The organism is Thermus sp. NEB1569 (assembly GCF_022385295.1).
Taxonomy (GTDB): Bacteria; Deinococcota; Deinococci; order Deinococcales; family Thermaceae; genus Thermus; species Thermus scotoductus.
In genome coordinates, this window is record NZ_CP092445.1 from 1,905,852 (window position 1) to 1,922,416 (window position 16,565).

General features: G+C 66.3%; 18 protein-coding genes. 12 read left to right on the forward strand and 6 right to left on the reverse strand.

Annotated features, from left to right (window positions below; genetic code table 11):
- Together MI302_RS10845 and hemQ are read right to left on the reverse strand one after the other, a co-directional pair.
- Window positions 1-492, reverse strand: coding sequence for a chlorite dismutase family protein (locus tag MI302_RS10845; protein ID WP_019550417.1), 492 nt, complete (start codon window positions 490-492; stop codon window positions 1-3).
- Between the two features lie 3 nt (window positions 493-495).
- Window positions 496-1,248 carry a hydrogen peroxide-dependent heme synthase gene (gene hemQ, locus MI302_RS10850; RefSeq protein WP_239725789.1) on the reverse strand — a complete coding sequence of 251 codons (753 nt, stop codon included), beginning with the start codon at window positions 1,246-1,248 and terminating at the stop codon, window positions 496-498.
- A 32-nt stretch (window positions 1,249-1,280) separates the two neighbouring features.
- On the opposite strand from hemQ, the gene MI302_RS10855 reads away from it, so the two are divergent.
- From MI302_RS10855 to MI302_RS10865, 3 genes are read left to right on the forward strand one after another with little or no spacing between them, the layout of a single operon-like run.
- The gene (locus tag MI302_RS10855; RefSeq protein ID WP_239725790.1) at window positions 1,281-2,336 is read left to right on the forward strand and encodes a mechanosensitive ion channel family protein; all 1,056 of its coding nucleotides are present in this window, start codon (window positions 1,281-1,283) and stop codon (window positions 2,334-2,336) included.
- 2 nt (window positions 2,337-2,338) lie between these two features.
- Window positions 2,339-4,645 (forward strand): hypothetical protein, encoded by a 2,307-nt coding sequence (locus MI302_RS10860; protein WP_239725791.1) that lies wholly within the window; start codon window positions 2,339-2,341, stop codon window positions 4,643-4,645.
- A 20-nt stretch (window positions 4,646-4,665) separates the two neighbouring features.
- Window positions 4,666-6,846, forward strand: a complete 2,181-nt coding sequence (locus MI302_RS10865; protein WP_239725792.1) for a bifunctional (p)ppGpp synthetase/guanosine-3',5'-bis(diphosphate) 3'-pyrophosphohydrolase — start codon at window positions 4,666-4,668, stop codon at window positions 6,844-6,846.
- Between the two features lie 10 nt (window positions 6,847-6,856).
- Here the strand turns inward: MI302_RS10865 and MI302_RS10870 are convergent, their stop codons facing one another.
- Window positions 6,857-7,237: a secondary thiamine-phosphate synthase enzyme YjbQ gene (locus MI302_RS10870; protein WP_015716171.1), complete on the reverse strand. Its 381-nt coding sequence runs from the start codon at window positions 7,235-7,237 to the stop codon at window positions 6,857-6,859.
- A 77-nt stretch (window positions 7,238-7,314) separates the two neighbouring features.
- Window positions 7,315-8,106 (reverse strand): class I SAM-dependent methyltransferase, encoded by a 792-nt coding sequence (locus tag MI302_RS10875; protein WP_026328941.1) that lies wholly within the window; start codon window positions 8,104-8,106, stop codon window positions 7,315-7,317.
- Window positions 8,107-8,140: 34 nt separating this feature from the next.
- Here MI302_RS10875 and MI302_RS10880 point away from each other — a divergent pair, with 34 nt between their 5' ends.
- From MI302_RS10880 to MI302_RS10895, 4 genes are all read left to right on the forward strand, one after another.
- Complete coding sequence (locus MI302_RS10880; RefSeq protein WP_239725793.1) at window positions 8,141-9,187, forward strand: glucose-1-phosphate thymidylyltransferase; 1,047 nt, start codon at window positions 8,141-8,143, stop codon at window positions 9,185-9,187.
- Window positions 9,187-10,092 carry a biotin--[acetyl-CoA-carboxylase] ligase gene (locus tag MI302_RS10885; protein WP_239725794.1) on the forward strand — a complete coding sequence of 302 codons (906 nt, stop codon included), beginning with the start codon at window positions 9,187-9,189 and terminating at the stop codon, window positions 10,090-10,092. Before MI302_RS10880 ends, MI302_RS10885 begins: the two co-directional genes overlap by 1 nt.
- A gap of 127 nt (window positions 10,093-10,219) precedes the next feature.
- Complete coding sequence (locus tag MI302_RS10890) at window positions 10,220-11,311, forward strand: IS4 family transposase (RefSeq protein ID WP_014514485.1); 1,092 nt, start codon at window positions 10,220-10,222, stop codon at window positions 11,309-11,311.
- 20 nt (window positions 11,312-11,331) lie between these two features.
- Window positions 11,332-11,760, forward strand: a complete 429-nt coding sequence (locus tag MI302_RS10895; protein WP_239725795.1) for a DUF2203 domain-containing protein — start codon at window positions 11,332-11,334, stop codon at window positions 11,758-11,760.
- Here MI302_RS10895 and MI302_RS10900 read toward each other — a convergent pair.
- Complete coding sequence (locus tag MI302_RS10900) at window positions 11,705-12,103, reverse strand: metallopeptidase family protein (protein WP_028494709.1); 399 nt, start codon at window positions 12,101-12,103, stop codon at window positions 11,705-11,707. The genes MI302_RS10895 and MI302_RS10900 overlap by 56 nt on opposite strands.
- On the reverse strand, window positions 12,100-12,513 hold the full coding sequence (locus tag MI302_RS10905) for a 23S rRNA (pseudouridine(1915)-N(3))-methyltransferase RlmH (RefSeq protein WP_038030704.1): 414 nt from the start codon (window positions 12,511-12,513) through the stop codon (window positions 12,100-12,102). Before MI302_RS10905 ends, MI302_RS10900 begins: the two co-directional genes overlap by 4 nt.
- A 132-nt stretch (window positions 12,514-12,645) precedes the next feature.
- On the opposite strand from MI302_RS10905, the gene MI302_RS10910 reads away from it, so the two are divergent.
- The 5 genes from MI302_RS10910 to MI302_RS10930 are packed head-to-tail and all read left to right on the forward strand — an operon-like array spanning window position 12,646 to window position 16,564.
- Window positions 12,646-13,749: a thiamine pyrophosphate-dependent dehydrogenase E1 component subunit alpha gene (locus tag MI302_RS10910; protein ID WP_239725796.1), complete on the forward strand. Its 1,104-nt coding sequence runs from the start codon at window positions 12,646-12,648 to the stop codon at window positions 13,747-13,749.
- Between the two features lie 10 nt (window positions 13,750-13,759).
- Entirely contained in the window at window positions 13,760-14,734 is a 975-nt protein-coding gene (locus MI302_RS10915) for an alpha-ketoacid dehydrogenase subunit beta (RefSeq protein ID WP_126169771.1), read from the forward strand.
- A gap of 15 nt (window positions 14,735-14,749) precedes the next feature.
- Entirely contained in the window at window positions 14,750-14,947 is a 198-nt protein-coding gene (locus tag MI302_RS10920; RefSeq protein WP_018111076.1) for a type II toxin-antitoxin system HicB family antitoxin, read from the forward strand.
- An 11-nt stretch (window positions 14,948-14,958) separates the two neighbouring features.
- Window positions 14,959-15,168, forward strand: coding sequence for a type II toxin-antitoxin system HicA family toxin (locus MI302_RS10925; RefSeq protein WP_019550432.1), 210 nt, complete (start codon window positions 14,959-14,961; stop codon window positions 15,166-15,168).
- A 7-nt stretch (window positions 15,169-15,175) separates the two neighbouring features.
- Window positions 15,176-16,564: a dihydrolipoamide acetyltransferase family protein gene (locus tag MI302_RS10930; RefSeq protein ID WP_239725797.1), complete on the forward strand. Its 1,389-nt coding sequence runs from the start codon at window positions 15,176-15,178 to the stop codon at window positions 16,562-16,564.
- Window position 16,565 lies beyond the last annotated feature (1 nt).

Sequence of the window (16,565 nt, forward strand, 5' to 3'; positions counted from 1 at the left end):
CTAGAGTTCGTCCAACGCCTCCCTGGGGGTGCGGCGGGCGGCCAGGTAACCCCCCTCCCTCAGAACCAGGGGGAAGAGGACCTCCCAGGGCCCCTCGAGGGCCAAAAGCCCCTCCCCCTGGAAGACCCTCGCCCCCTCGGGCGGGCCTCCCTCCAGGCCGAAGGGGAACAGGGCCAAAAACCCCTCCCCTGGCTCCCCCTCCCCCCGGTCCAGGTAAAGGGCCACGGGCTCCAGAAACCCCATGAGGCGGGTGCGGTGCATCTCCCGCCTCAGGGCCTGGAGGGCCCTGGGGTGCGAGGCCCCCTGCCAGAGGAGGAAGTCGGCCTCGGGGGAAAGCCCCACCAGGCTGTAGACCCGGAGGAAACCCTCCTTTTCCTGCCAGCGGGCCAGGAACTGGGCGAACTCCTCTTTAAGGTGCTCCTGGTGCTCGGCCTCGAGGCGGCGGAACTCCGGCAAAAGCCTATAGAGGCTGAACCCCCAAAGGCGCGGCATGCCTCACCCCACCTCCAGGAAACGGGCCAGGGCCTCTTGGCTGAGGCGCTTGCCCACGTAGAAGGGCCCGAACTCGCCAAAGCGGGCGGAGACCTCGTCAAAGCGCATCTCGTACACGATCTTCTTGAACTGGATGGGGTCCTCGCTGAAGAGGTCCACCCCCCACTCCCAGTCGTCCAGGCCCTGGGCCCCGCTGATCACCTGCAAGACCCTGCCCTGGTACTTCCTTCCCGTTTCCCCGTGGGCCTTCATGAGCTCCGCCCGCTCCTTGGCGGGGAGGAGGTACCAGTTGTCCTGGCCCTGGCGGCGCTTGTTCATGGGGTAGAAGCAGACGTAGCCCGTCTTGGGCACCCTGGGGGTCAGGCGGGGCTTGATGTAGGGGGCCTCGGGATCCAAGGGCCCGGTCTGGCTTCCCAGCTCCACCACCGAGTAAAACCCGTAGGCGGGGCTTAGGTAGCGGGCGAAAAGGCTCCTGTTGAGCCTGGCCTCCACCTCCAGGAGGGCATCCAGGTTCTCCCTCAGGTTCAGGAAGAGGAGGTCGGCCTTGGAGGTGATCACCTGGTACACGCCAAAAGACCCCTTCCCCTCCGCCTCCACCTTCTCCCACTCCTTAAGGATCTCCGAAAGCTCCCCCCAGGCGGCCTGCCGTTCCTCCTTGGGGGCGGAGAACCAGGCGGCATGGTCCAGGCGGCGGAAGTCGTGAAGAATGTGCCAGCCCTCAAGGGTAAAGGTGGGCTCAGGAATGTAACCTCCCATGCCCCCAATATACCCGGGGATATACTCCCACCATGGTGGCCCTACACGTAGCCCTCGCCCTCCTTCTGGTCTGGCTTTTAGGCCTCTACGGAGCCAGGGCCCTGAACGCCCTGGGCCGCCTCACCCCCACGGAGCGGGACGACCGCTTCTTCCGGGTCCTCGGCTTCCTCTGGTGGGGGGTGGTGGTCCTCCTGGCCCTGAGCTACCTGGCCCACGCCCTCGCCTGGCCCCTGGAGCCCCTGGCCACCTGGGGGAAGGCCCTCGCCCAGTGGCTGGGAAGCCGGGGCCTGGCCATTTTGGCGGTGCTGGGCCTCACCCTGGTGGCCTACCGCCTGGTGCCCCTCCTCCTCGCCCGGCTTCCCGAGCCCGAAGAGGAGCTCACCCGGGAGGCGGTGCGGCGCAAAACCCTAAGGGCGGTGGCGGAGTCGGTGCTAAGGGTAAGCATCGTGGTGATCGGCGGCCTCTTTGTGCTCTCCAACCTGGGCTTCAACGTCACCGCCCTCCTGGCGGGGGCCGGGGTGGTGGGCCTGGCCATCAGCTTCGCCGCCCAGAACCTGATCCGGGACTTCATCAACGGGTTTTTCATCCTCCTGGAGGACCAGTACGGGATGGGGGATATCGTGCTCATCAACGGGGTGGGGGGGAAGGTGGAGCGCTTCAACCTGCGCCTCACCGTCCTCCGCGACCTGGAAGGCCGGGTCCACTTCATCCCCAACTCCGAGGTGCGCCAGGTGACGGTACTGACCCAGGAGTGGAGCCGGGCGGTGGTGGACGTGGGCGTGGCCTACAAGGAGGACCTGGACCGGGTTTTGGCGGTGTTCCAAGACGAGGTGGCCCGCTTCCACCAGGACCCCGAATGGCAAGATAGGTTCACGGAAGCCCCTGAGGTCCTGGGGGTGCAGGATCTTAGGGAGAGCGGTGTGGTGATCCGGGTCCTCTTCAGCACCAAGCCCGCGGAACAGTGGGCCGTGGCCCGGGAGTTCCGCCGCCGCATCAAAAACCGCCTGGACCGCGAGGGCATAGAGATCCCTTATCCCCACCAGAAGCTCTACTTCGGCGAACCCCTTAGGCTGGAAAAAGGAGCGTAAGGATGCCGGACGTCTACAAAACCATCCTGGAGGCCATCCACCCCCACCTGGGCGCCAGGGCCGTGGCGGTGCTGGAGGAAGGGCTAAAGCGCCTGGGCAAACGGCCTTCCGAGCTCACCCCGGAAGACGGGGCCCACCTGCTGAAGGGCTTGGTCTACCGCGAGCTTCAGGCCCGCATGCGCCCGGAGGAGGCCAGGCAGCTGGTGGAGGGGGTCCTGGCCCAAATGGAAGGGCAGGGGGCCAGGCTGGCCAAGCTGGAACAGGGCTTGAAGCGCTTCGGGCTCTATGTGGACTGGCCGGAGGTGGCCCGCCTCCGGGCCCTGGTCAACCGCCTGCGCCAGGCCCCGGACCCCGGGCTTTTGGCGGAGGGGGAGGAGCTTGTAGAGGCCCTGGAGGAGAAGCTGGAGGAGGCCCTCCTGCGCCAGGCCAAGGACCTAGCCCACCTGGAGGAGGCCCTGGAAAGGGTGCGCCACCTGGGTGGGCCCAAGGTGCGGCGGCTGGAAAGCCTGGTGGAAACCATCCGCCAGGCCCAGAGGGAGGGCATCCTGGCCCAGGCGGAGGTGGAGCGGGCCCGGAGCCTGGCCCTGGAGCTACGGAAGTTCCTGGAGTCCAGCGCCGTCAAGGCCCCCACCCTGCCGGAGATCGTCTTTGAGACCCAGGAAACCCCTCCCCCTTCCCACCTCACCGACGAAGTCTTCCTCACCGTGGAGGAGGCCTCTGAGCTGGAAGGGGAGCTTTTGGTGGACCTCGAGGCCCTTTCCCAGGAAGCCAGCCAGCGGATCCTGGCCCTGGAGGTGGAGGAGGAAAAGCGCAAGCTGGAAGCCCTCCTCTCCCGCTACGCCCCCCTGGTGGAAAGGGCCACGGTAAGCCCCCTTCTCGCCGAGGTCCAGGCCCTTCTGGATGCGGGCACCCCTGTGGGGGAAAAGCTCCAAACCCTGGAAGAAGCCTTCCAGGAGGCCGAGAGGAACCTCCGGGCCGAGAAGCGGGCCCGCCTGATCCAGCTTTCGGAGGCCCTAAGGCAGCTTCCCCTTCCCGAAGAGGCCAAGGACCCTGTGCAAAAGGCCCTAGAGCTGGCGGAGGAAACCCTGGAAGAGGGAGGCTACCCCGACCTCCTTCCCCTGGAGGAGGAGCTCAGGCGCCTGGAGGAGGCGGCCCGGCGCAAGGCGGAGGAGGAAAAGCGCCTCCTCCAGGAAAAGGAAGCCTTGGTGGCGGAGCTAGAGGAAAAGGGAGAAGCCTTCCGCCCCCTCCTGGAGGAACTGAGGGCGCTCCCCCTGGAGGCCCTTCCCCAAAGGCTTCCCGAGGTGCGGGCCCGGTATGCCGAGCTCCTCAAGGCCCAGGGGGAGGAGGCCGCCTTAAGGGCCAAGCTCGCCGAGGCGGCCAAGGCCCTGGAGGCCCTAAAGCCCGAGGCCCTGGCCCTGGGTCTAAAGGAGAAGGTGGCGGAGGCGGAAGCCCTCCTGGCCCAGGGGCACCTTCCCGACCTGGGGTCCTTACGGAAGAGCCTGGAGGACGCCAAGGCTCAGGCCCGGCAGGAAGCCCTTCTGGAGCTCTCCCGCCTCCAGGCCCTGGCGGAGCGCTTCCGCGGCTTCGGCGGGGAGGGGGTCCTACGGGCCATCGCCGAGGAGAAGGGCAAACCCCTCCCTGACCCCACCCCCATCGCCCGGGCTTTGGAGGCCTTGAAGCGGCGGATGGAGGTCAAGCGGGAGGAACTCACCACCCGGCTCACCGCCTTCTTCCAGGCCCATGCCCGCCTGGAGGGCTTCCAAAGCGAAACGGGCCGCCGCCTAAAATCCCTCCTTCCCGTGCTAAGAAGCGCCCAGGAGAGACTGCCCCGCCTGGGCCCCCAAGGCCTTCTCCAGGTGGAGAAAACCCTCACCCAGGCGGAAGGCCTACTAAGGGAGCTGGAAAAGGAGGCGGAGGCGGCCAAGGCTGTTCTTAGGGAAATCCAGGGAGCCGACCTCGAGGCCCTCCTTGGGGTCTTCGACCAGGGGGGGGCCCCTGCCCGGGCGGCTCCGCCCGGATCAGAGGCGGCTTCCTTGGGGGAACAGCCGGCGGACCTCTCCCCCCTGCGCCTGCCCGGGGTGGAGGTCCTGGGGTACCTGGAGGCGGCCTTGCCCCTGCCCAGGGAACCCCTGAAAACCCTGGTCCAGGCCCTGGAGCAACTGGACAGGAGCCTGGGCCAGGCCCGCGGGCCCGTGGCGGTTCTCTTTGGCGAAAAGGCCCTGGTGCTTGCCCCCTTTAGGGGTCGCACCCTGGTGGCCCTTATGGACCGGACCAGCCTTTCCGCCTTCCTCCTGGAGCTGGCCTCCTGAAGGTGCTACACTGAAAAATAGTGATAACTGCCTCGGCCCTTTGGGATAAACTTGAATCCCTTCTTGATTACCTCCCACCCCAAGACCGCGAGAAGGTAAGGGAGGCCTACCGGTTTGCGGAGGAGGCCCACCGGGGCCGGCTGAGAAAAAGCGGGGAGCCCTACATCACCCACCCGGTGGCGGTGGCCGAGATCCTGGCCTCCTTGCGCATGGATGCGGACACGGTGGCCGCAGGCCTCCTCCACGATACCCTGGAGGACTGCGGGGTGGCCCCCCAGGAGCTGGAAAGGCGCTTTGGCCTGGCGGTGCGCAAGCTGGTGGAGGGGGAGACCAAGGTCAGCAAGCTCTACAAGCTGGCCAACCTCGAGGGGGAGGAAAAGAGGGCCGAGGACCTCCGCCAGATGTTCATCGCCATGGCGGAGGACGTGCGCATCATTATCGTGAAGCTGGCGGACCGCCTTCACAACCTCCGCACCCTGGAGCACATGCCCCCCGAGAAGCAAAGGCGCATCGCCCAGGAAACCCTGGAGATCTACGCCCCCCTGGCCCACCGCTTGGGAATGGGGCAGCTCAAGTGGGAGTTGGAAGACCTCTCCTTCCGTTACCTCCACCCCGAGGCCTACCACGCCCTCCTTTCCCGCATCCAGGAAACCCAGGAGGCCCGGGAGCGCATCGTCCAAAAAGCCATGGCCGCCCTGGAGGAAGCCTTGCGGAAGGACGAGCTTCTCCAGGCCCAGCTCCAGAGCTTTGAGGTCACCGGCCGGCCCAAGCACCTCTATTCCATCTGGAAGAAGATGGAGCGGGATAAAAAAGCCCTGGAACAGATCTACGACCTCCTGGCGGTCCGGGTCATCCTCGACCCCAAGCCCGCCCCCACGGAGGAAGGAAGGGCCTTGAGGGAAAAGCAGGTCTGCTACCACGTCCTGGGCCTGGTCCACGCCCTCTGGCAGCCCATCCCGGGAAGGGTCAAGGACTACATCGCCGTGCCCAAACCCAACGGCTACCAGTCCCTCCACACCACGGTTATCGCCCTGGAAGGGCTTCCCCTGGAGGTCCAGATCCGCACCCGGGAGATGCACCGCATCGCCGAGTACGGGATCGCCGCCCACTGGCTTTACAAGGAGGGCCTCACCGATCCCGAGGAGCTGAAGAGGCGGGTTTCCTGGCTTAAAAGCATCCAGGAGTGGCAGCAGGAGTTCAGCAGCTCCCGGGAGTTCGTGGAGGCGGTAACCCGGGACCTCCTCGGGGGCAGGGTCTTCGTCTTCACCCCCAAGGGGCGGATCATCAACCTGCCTCGGGGGGCCACCCCCGTGGACTTCGCCTACCACATCCACACCGAGGTGGGGCACCACATGGTGGGGGCCAAGGTGAACGGGCGCATCGTCCCCCTTTCCTACGAGCTGCAAAACGGGGAGATCGTGGAGATCCTCACCGCCAAAAACGCCCACCCCTCCAAGGACTGGCTGGAGTTCGCCAAAACCCGGAGCGCCAAGAGCAAGATCCGCCAGTACTTCCGCACCCAGGAGCGCCAGGAAACCCTGGAGAGGGGGCAAAACCTCCTGGAGCGCTACCTGAAGCGCCGGGGCCTCCCCAAGCCCAGCGACAGCCAGCTGGAGGAGGCCGCCAGGAAGCTGGGCCTCACCCCTTCCCCCGAGGAGCTCTACCTGGCCCTGGCCCTAAACCGCCTCACCCCCAAGCAGGTGGCGGAGAAGCTCTACCCCAAGGCCCTTCTCAAGCCGGAAAAGCCCAAGGCCCCCCCCAGGAACGAGTGGGGGATCCGCCTGGAGCAGGACCTCCAGGCCCCCATCCGCCTGGCCTCCTGTTGCGAGCCCATGAAGGGGGACGCCATCCTGGGCTTCGTCACCCGGGGCCGGGGGGTCACCATCCACCGGGCGGACTGCCCCAACCTGCGCCGCATCCTCCAGGGACCGGAGGCGGACCGGGTCATCGGGGCCTACTGGGAGGGGGTGGGGGGCAAGGTGGCCACCCTCGAGGTCCTGGCCCAGGACCGCGCTGGCCTCCTGAGGGACGTGATGCAGGTGGTGGCCGAGGCGGGGAAGAGCGCCTTGGGCTCGGAAACCCGGATCCTCGGACCCCTGGCCCGCATCCGCCTCCGCCTCACCGTGCAGGACGGGGAGCGGGAATCCCTGGTCCAGGCCATAAAGAGCGTGAAAAGCGTGCAGGAGGTGCGCTGGGTCTAGGCGGGCCCGGCTAGAGGAGCCTGACCCACACCTCCCGCATCCTCGGCCCGTCGAACTCCGCCAGAAAAACCTGCTGCCAGCGGCCAAGCCGAAGCCTCCCCCCCTCGGCGGGAAGGAGGAGGTGCACCCCGGTGAGGAGGCTTTTCAGGTGGGCGTGGGAGTTTCCCTCTGCATGCCGGTCCTTGGGATGCACCCTGGGGGCCAGCTCCTCCAGGCGGGCGAGAAGGTCGTGGGCCACATCGGGATCCGCCCCCTCCTGCACGGTAAGGCCACAGGTGGTGTGGGGAACGAAGAGGTACACCAAGCCGGTGTGCCCGGCCAAGACCTCCTCCACCTGGCGGGTGATGTTCACCAAACCTTCCTTGGGGGTGGAAATGCGGATGGCCTTCATCCTTTAAGCATATAGGGCCACGAAGATAGATCCCTTAAGCAAGGGCTTAAGCGTGGCCCTGCCAGGATGGGGTGGTATCAGGCCATGCGGGTGGCCCGCAGGGTAAAGCTCCGTTCCAGGGTGAAGGAGCGGTCCAAATCGCCGAACTCCCCCTGGGCCCAGGCCCAGAGCCCAGGCATGATGCGCTCGTGCACCTCCTCGGGAACCAGCTGGGTGAAGGAGTAAAGCCTTTCCTCCAGGGCCTCGAGGGCCTGGCGCAGGGTGCGCTCCTCCCGCCACTGGACCACCTGCTTGGTCTTCGGCCTGAGGCCAAGCCGTTTTAGGGCTTCCTCCACCTCCTCGAGGCGCTTTCTGTGCAAGCCCCGCACCACCCCCACGTCCTCCGCCTCCACCAGGGAGCGCCACCTTTCCTGGATCAGGCGCTCCTCCTCCGCCTCCATCTCATCCCAGCCTTCCAGAAGCACCCCTCCCGGCTTCAGCACCCTCAAGGCCTCCGCCAGGGCCTTGGGCCAGTCGGGGAGGAGGTGCCAAAGGTGGACCACGATCACCCCGTGCACGCTCTCATCGGGCAGGGGAATGGCCCGGGCATCGGCCTCTATAAGGCGCACCTTGCGCATAACCCCCGCCGCCTTCTGGCGGAAGACCTCCAGCATGCCGGGATCCTTGTCCAGGGCCAGGTAGCGGTATCCCCGGGCGATGAGGGGCAGGGCGATGCGCCCGGTACCCACCCCAAGCTCCAGGAGCACCGCCTCCTCCCCCCGCACCCCCAGGGCATTCCCTATGGCGGTGGCGATGCGGCCCGCCACCTCCGGGGGGTAGGCCCGGAGGCGGTCGTAGGCGTAAGCCATGCGCACGGAGGCCTTGGGCATCCTTCTCCTCATTTTACGGGGTATACTTCCCGGCGTGAAAGGACTCATTCTGGCTGCCGGACGGGGCACCCGGCTCCGTCCCCTCACCCACACCCGGCCCAAACCCGTGATCCGGGTGGCGGGAAGGCCCATCCTCCACTACGGCCTGGAAAACCTCCTGCAAGCGGGGATAGAGGAGATCGGGGTGGTGGTTTCCCCGGAAACGGAAAAGGACATCCGGGAGGCCCTTTCGGGCTACCACGTGCGCTACATCCTGCAAGAGGAGCCCCAGGGCCTGGCCCATGCGGTGGCGGTGGCCAGGGACTTCCTGGGCCAAAGCCCCTTCGTCCTCTACCTGGGGGATAACCTCTTCCAGAAGGGAATCGCCCGCTTTTTCCAGGCCTTTACCCCGGGGGTGAGTGCGGTGATCGCCCTGGTGCGGGTGGAAAACCCCAGCTCATTTGGGGTGGCGGTGCTGGAAGGGGAAAGGATCGTGCGCCTTCTGGAAAAACCCAAGGAGCCGCCCTCAAACCTGGCGGTGGCCGGGGTTTATGTCTTCACCCCGGAGGTGCTGGAGGTCATCGAGGGGCTCAAGCCCTCCGCCCGGGGGGAGTACGAGATCACCGACGCCATCCAGGGCCTCATCGACCGGGGGAAGAGGGTGGTGGGGGTGGAGGTGGAGGGGTGGTGGAAGGACACCGGCCGCCCCCAGGACCTCCTGGATGCCAACCGCCTCATCCTGGAAGAACTGGAACCCCGGGTGGAGGGGGAGGTGGTGGAAAGCCAGCTCACCGGGCGGGTGGTGGTGGAGAAGGGGGCTAGGGTACGGAAAAGCACCGTGATCGGCCCCGCCTTCATCGGGAAGGGAGCGGTGGTGGAAGGAGCCTACATCGGGCCCTTCACCTCCTTAGGGCCCGGGGCCAAGGTGGTGCGCTCGGAGGTGGAGTACTCCATCCTCGAGGACCACGCTATCCTGGAGGACGTGGCCTTACGCCTGCAGGAAAGCATCCTGGGGGTGGGCGTCCAGGTGAAAAACCGCGATGGCCTCCCCCGGGCCCACCGCCTGATCCTGGGGGATCTCTCCCAGGTGGAGCTGGCCTGATGCCTGGCCTTCTGGACCTTCTCACCGAGGACCACCAAAGCGGCGAGGCCCTGGCCCAGCGCCTAAAGGTAAGCCGCCAGGCGGTTTCCAAGAAGGCAAAAAAGCTTCTCGCCGAGGGCTTCCCCGTGGAGATGAGCCGGAAGGGCTACCGCATCCGGCCCGGCACTCCCCTTCCCCACCTCTTCCACCCCCCAGGGCGCCTCGGCCGGCCCTACCGCTACCTGGGGCGGGTGGGAAGCACCCAGGATGTCCTAAGGGCCTGGGCGGAGGAAGGAGCTGAGGAGGGAGCCCTGGTCCTGGCGGAGGTGCAGGAAAGGGGCCGCGGCAGGCGGGGAAGGCCCTGGGAAAGCCGCCCGGGGGAAAGCCTCACCTTCTCCCTCCTCCTCCGCCCCACCCTTCCCCTTTCCTCCATGGGCCTCCTTCCCCTTCTCGCCGGCCTGGCCCTTTGGCGGGCGGTGGGGGTGGGGGGGATCAAGTGGCCCAACGACCTCCTGGCCCCCGATGGCCGGAAGCTGGCCGGGGTCCTTTTGGAAGCCAAGGCCGAGGGAGAGGAGGTGGCCTACGTCCTCCTGGGAGTAGGGGTGAACGTGGACTGGGCTCCCGAGGGCGCCGCCGCCTTGAGGGAGTTCTCTCCCCTTTCCCGGCGGGAGGTGCTTTCGGGCTTCCTCCTCCACCTGGAAAGCCTCCTCCCCCTTCTGGAAAGCCCGGAAACCCTCCTCTCCCTCTACCGGGAGGCCTCCTACACCCTGGGCCGAAGGGTGCGGGTCCAAACCCCTAAGGGGGTGGTGGAGGGGGTGGCGGAGGCCATCCTCCCCGACGGCAGCCTCCAGGTGGAGGGGGTCAGGATCGGCGCGGGCGAGGTGGCCCTCGTGTCCCCCCTCCGGACCGGGGAGTCCGACCCTTGAGTATTCCAGGCTTAAATTTCCCAAAGCGTTTGTGCTAGGACTCAGTACACGTCAAAACGTGGGACCACCCCTTTAGGATGGACCTGCGCCCACGTGGATGGGCAGGTACCCATAGGAGGTGGTCCCCATGGAACAGCTTACCCCACTCATCAACGCCTTGAAGCGATACTGGAAGGCCGACCTCAGGCGCCTCACCTTCCTGGCCGCCCTGGTGATGGCTCTGGTCACCGCCCGCACCACAAGCGGCCCCAGACTCGCTCTTTCCCTCGGCTCCATAGCCAGCCCTGACCCCCGCTCCGCCTACCGAAGGTTCCAGCGGTTCTTGGCCTGGCCGGGGCTGGACGGGGAGGGCTATGCCCGCTTCATCTTCGCCCTCCTCCGACCCCAAGGGCTCCTCCTGGTCATGGACCGGACCGAGTGGGAGCTGGGGAAGAGCAAGGTCAACCTCCTGATGCTGGCCTTCCTGTACCAAGGCCTGGCCGTCCCCCTGTTCTGGAGCTTCCTTCCCCACGACGGCAACTCCTCCACCCCCGAACGCATCGCCCTGATGGAGAGGGCCTTGGCTTTCCTGAGGGCCCACTTCCCCCACCTCCGGGTGGAGGGGTTCCTGGCGGATCGGGAGTTCATAGGGGAGGCGTGGTTCCGGTACCTGGAGGAGAAGGGCATCCCCCGGTGCATCCGAATCAAGGCCAACACCCGGATGTGGCGGTTGGGCTCGGGCCCTCGGGCCTGGGAGCTCTTTGCCTCCCTGAAGGTGGGAGAGAGCCGGGTGCCCAGGCGGCGGTACTGGGTCTACGGGCGGCGCATGTGGGTGGTGGGGTTGCGCCTTGGGGTCCGGGAGTGGCTGATTGTGGCTACGGACCTGGACCCTCACCGGGTGCTGGAGGTGTACGGGCTCAGGTGGGGGATAGAGCGGCTCTTTGGGGCCCTGAAGGGGCGGGGATTTGACCTGGAGGCCACGCACGTGACGCGGGGGGAGAGGCTTTCGCGGCTTTTGGTCCCCTTGAGCCTGGCCTTCGTGTGGGCGTTTCGGACGGGGCTTGTGCTGCACCGGGTGCGTCCGGTGAGGCCCAAGAAGCACGGGAGGCTGGGACAGAGCCTCTTCCGGGCGGGGCTGGACCTGCTCACCCTTTGGGCGCTTGCCCTCTGGGGTGCAGGGGGAGGAAGGCGCGGAAGTCCCTTGGGGTTATGCCCTATGGAGGTTTTGACGTGTACATAGGTGCTAGGATAAGGCTAGGTATGTTTGCCCGCATCTTCACCAAGGAAGAGGCCGATGCCCTCTTGCCCGAGATCCAGCGGGTCCTCTCCCAGATGCGGCAGGCCCGGAAGGAGCTTTCCGAGGTGCAGGCCCAGCTTCCCGAGGCCCGCGGGCTGGAACGAAGGGCCCTGGAGGAGGAGGCCCGCTTCCTCCTGGGCTCCTTGGAAGCCGACGCCCGTTACCTGGCCTCCCTGGGCGTCTTCCTCAAGGACTTGGACCGGGGCCTGGTGGACTTCCCCAGCCGGGTGGGCGGCGAGGTGGTCTTCCTGTGCTGGCAGGAAGGCGAACCCGAGGTGGCCCACTACCATCCCCTGGCGGGGGGGTTTGCCGAGCGGCGCCCCTTAAAGGGAGAACCTAATGGCCTTCTCCCCCAGGCCTCCCGCCCCGGCGAAACTCGGCCAGGCGCCTAAGGTCCTCCCGCACCAGGTCGTCCTGGCCCGCCAAGGACTCCAGGTGGTGCCTTAACTCATGGAGGAGGGTTTCCCAGACCTCTTCCTCCCAGTCAAACCCCGGCCCCGCCACCTTTTGGAAGGAACCGTAGTAGAGGGCGATGTGCCGCCCGAGCCCCTCAAATCCCCGGAAGGTGGAAGGAGGGCCGGGGTCCAGATATTCCCCAAGCCGCCACACCCCCTTTAGCCCGGGCTCCGGCTTGGCCTGGGGAAGGACGTGCACCCCCTGAAGCTCCCGCTTGAAGGCCTCGGGGATCTCCGCCCAAAGCCTTTCCACCAGCGCCACAAAGGCCTCGTAGGTCATGGCCGATGGTAGGGATGCCCGGCCCTCAGGGTAAGGATCCGGTAGAGCTGCTCCATGAGGACCAAAAGGGCCAGCTCATGCTGCAGGGTAAGGGGGGAAAGGGAAAGGAGGAGGTCGGCTCCCTCACGTACCCCCTCAGAGTACCCCTCGGCGCCCCCCACCAAAAAGGCCACCCGTTCCCCCTCCCAGCGCCTCAACTCTTCCCAAAGGCCCTCCGTGGTGAAGAGCTTTCCCCTTTCGTCCAGGACCACCTTGCGGTGGCCCTCCGCCTTGGGCAGGAGGTCCTGGGCTTCCTTGACGAAGTGAACCTCGAGGGAAGCATATTTCCGGATGCGCATCGCATACTCTTCCACTCCCAGCCGGGCGTAATCCAGCCTGGGTTTGCCCACCGCCACCACCCTTAGGCGCACCCCCCCATTTTAGGGCCAGGGTATACTCAGGGCGAAGGGAAAGTGGGACCTCACCCACCCCGATAAAGGAGCCCCAGGCCCTTACCCAGGGCAGGCTCTACAGGCGCCAAAAGCGCCGGAAAAGGAGGGTTTATGGTAAAGGACACCCACCGGTTTCAGCCCTTCACCCCCGAGCCCATAAGGCTCATGGGGGAGAAGGGGGAGTGGCTGGGGGATTTCCCCTTGGATCTGGACGAGGATAAGCTACGCCGCCTGTACCGGGACATGCTGGCGGCCCGGATGCTGGACGAGCGCTACACCATCCTCATCCGCACGGGCAAGACCAGCTTCATCGCCCCCGCCGCCGGGCACGAGGCCGCCCAGGTGGCCATCGCCCACGCCATAAGGCCGGGCTTTGACTGGGTCTTCCCCTACTACCGCGACCACGGCCTGGCCCTGGCCCTCGGGATCCCTCTCAAGGAGCTCTTCGGCCAGATGCTGGCCACCCAGGCCGACCCCAACAAAGGCCGCCAGATGCCCGAGCACCCCGGCTCCAAGGCCCTTAACTTCTTCACCGTGGCGAGCCCCATCGCCTCCCACGTCCCCCCCGCCGCGGGCGCCGCCATCAGCATGAAGCTCCTGCGCACGGGCCAGGTGGCGGTCTGCACCTTCGGGGACGGGGCCACGAGCGAGGGGGACTGGTACGCTGGGATCAACTTCGCCGCCGTGCAGGGGGCGCCGGCGGTCTTCATCGCCGAGAACAACTTCTACGCCATCAGCGTGGACTACCGCCACCAGACCCACAGCCCCACCCTCGCCGACAAAGCCCACGCCTTCGGCATTCCCGGCTACCTGGTGGACGGGATGGACGTGCTGGCGAGCTACTACGTGGTCAAGGAGGCGGTGGAAAGGGCGCGAAGGGGGGAGGGCCCAAGCCTCGTGGAGCTCAGGGTCTACCGCTACGGGCCCCACTCCTCCGCCGACGACGACAGCCGCTACCGCCCCAAGGAGGAGGTGGAGGCCTGGCGGAAACGGGACCCCATCCTCCGCTTCCAGCGCTTCCTGGAGGGAAGGGGCCTCTGGAACCTGGAGTGGGAGGAGGACCTGAGGGCGGAGATCCGCGCCGAGCTGGAGCGGGGCCTGAAGGAAGCCGAGGAGGCCGGCGCTGTACCCCCCGAGTGGATGTTCGACGACGTCCTTGCGGAAAAGCCCTGGCACCTAAAGCGCCAGGAGGCCCTTCTCAAGGAAGAGCTTTAAGGAGGTCCCCATGGCCCCCATGACCATGGTGCAAGCCCTGAACCGGGCCCTGGACGAGGAGATGGCCCTGGACCCCCGGGTGGTGGTCCTGGGGGAGGATGTGGGGAAAAGGGGCGGGGTCTTCCTGGTGACGGAAGGCCTTTTGCAGAAGTATGGCCCCGACCGGGTTATGGACACCCCCCTTTCCGAGGCCGCCATCGTGGGAGCTGCCCTGGGCATGGCCGCCCACGGCTTAAGGCCCGTGGCCGAGATCCAGTTCGCCGACTACATCTTCCCCGGCTTCGACCAGCTGGTGAGCCAGGTGGCCAAGCTCCGCTACCGCTCCGGCGGGCAGTTCACCGCCCCTTTGGTGGTGCGGATGCCCTCCGGGGGCGGGGTCAAGGGGGGGCACCACCATTCCCAAAGCCCCGAGGCCCATTTCGTCCACACCGCCGGGCTCAAGGTGGTGGCGGTTTCCACCCCCTACGACGCCAAGGGCCTTTTAAAGGCAGCCATCCGCGACGAGGACCCCGTGGTCTTCCTGGAGCCCAAAAGGCTTTACCGCTCGGTGAAGGAGGAGGTGCCGGAGGAGGACTACGTCCTGCCCCTGGGCAAGGCCGCCATCAGGCGGGAAGGGAAGGACCTCACCCTCATCGGCTACGGCACCGTCATGCCCGAGGTGCTCCAGGCGGCGGAGGAGCTGGAAAAGGCGGGGGTTTCCGCCGAGGTCCTGGACCTCCGCACCCTCATGCCCTGGGATTACGAGGCGGTGATGAACTCCGTGGCCAAAACAGGAAGGGCCGTGCTGGTATCCGATGCCCCCCGGCACGCCAGCTTCGTCAGCGAGGTGGCGGCCACCATCGCCGAGGACATCCTGGACATGCTCCTCGCCCCTCCCATCCGGGTGACGGGGTTTGACACCCCGTACCCCTACGCCCAGGACAAGCTGTACCTGCCCACCGTCACCCGCATCCTGGGCGCCGCCAAGCGGGCGTTAGACTACTGACTGAAGGGAGGCTTTATGCGGCTAAAGGTGGTCCTGGAAAAGAGCGAGGAGGGAGGGTACACCGTCTACGTGCCTGCCCTTCCTGGTTGTATTAGCGAGGGGGACACCTTGGAAGAAGCTTTGGCCAACATCCGTGAGGCCATCGCCCTCTACCTGGAACCGCTAGAGGAAAAGTTGCCGGAGAACGCTGAGCTGGCCGAGGTAGAGGTTTGAAGGTCCCCTCCTTGTCCTACAAGCGGGTGATCAAGGCTTTAGAAAAGGCAGGCTTTCAGGTGGTGCGCCAACGGGGAAGCCATATCCGGATGGAGAGGCAGCTGGGAGAAAAGCGGATCATCGTCATCGTGCCTGCGCATATCCCCATAAAGCGCTCCACCCTAGCCCACATTCTCAAAGATGCGCAGATCTCCCTCGAGGAATTTTTAGATTTGATCTAGGAGGCCTATGCCCAAGGAAATCCTCATGCCCGAACTGGCGGAAAGCGTGGTGGAAGGCGAGATCCTCAAGTGGCTGGTGGAGGAAGGGGACTACCTCAAGAAGGACCAGCCCTTCGTGGAGGTGATGACCGACAAGGTCACGGTGGAGCTACCCTCCCCCTACGAGGGGGTGCTTTTGAAAAAGCTGGCCAAGGAAGGGGAGGTGGTCAAGGTCCACGCCCCCATCGCCCTCCTGGCGGAGCCCGGGGAGGCCGTGGCTGGGGTAAAGGAGGTAAAGGAGGAGGCTCCGCCCGTGCAAGCGGTGGAGGAGCGCTCCATCGTGGAGCCCGGGCTTCCCCCAAAGGAGGAAAAGGAGGATCTCTCCCTTTTCAAACCGGACACCACCCAGGTGGCGGTGAAGAACCCCTTCTTAAGAGACCAAGCGGAGCAGGCTCCCAGGGAAGGCCAGGCTCCAGGCCGCATCCTGGCGGTGCCCGCCGCCCGGAAGCTGGCCCGGGAACTGGGGATTCCCCTCGAGGCCATCCCCGGCTCCGGCCCCATGGGCCGCATCCGGGTGGAGGACGTGCGGGCCTATGCCGAACAGCTTAAGGCCCAGGCCGCACCCCCGCCCCCAAGCCCCAAGGAGGCCCCAGCACCCCTTCCCTCAGGCTTCCCGCCCCCACCCCGCTACACCCCCCCCAAGGGCTACGAGCACCTGGAGGAGCGCATCCCTCTAAGGGGCATCCGCCGCACCATCGCCCAGGGGCTTTGGCAAAGCCACCTCTACACGGTGCGCACCCTGAACGTGGACGAGGCCGACCTCACGGAACTGGTGGCCCTGAGGGAGCGCCTGAAGCCCGAGGCCGAACGCCAGGGGGTGAAGCTCACCTACCTCCCCTTCATCTTCAAGGCGGTGGTGCGGGCTTTGAAGAAGTACCCCATGCTGAACTCCAGCCTGGACGAGGAAAGGCAGGAGATCGTCTACAAGCGCTACTACCACCTGGGCCTGGCGGTGGCCACGGAACGGGGGCTCATCGTGCCCGTGGTGCGGGACGTGGACCGGAAAAACATCCTGGAGCTCGCCCAGGAGATCGCCGAGCTCTCCGCCAAGGCCCGGGAAGGAAGGCTCTCCCCCGAGGAGGTCACGGGTTCCACCTTCACCATCACCAACATTGGCTCCGTGGGAGCCCTCATGAGCTTCCCCATCATCAACGTACCCGAGGCCGCCATCCTGGGGGTGCACTCCATAAGGAAGCGGCCCTGGGTGATGCCGGATGGCTCCATCCAGGCGAGGGATATCATGTACCTCTCCCTCTCCTTTGACCACCGCCTGGTGGACGGGGCCGAGGCCGCCCAGTTCACCCGGGAGGTGATCCGGCTCCTGGAAAACCCCGACCTGCTCCTTCTGGAGATGTAGG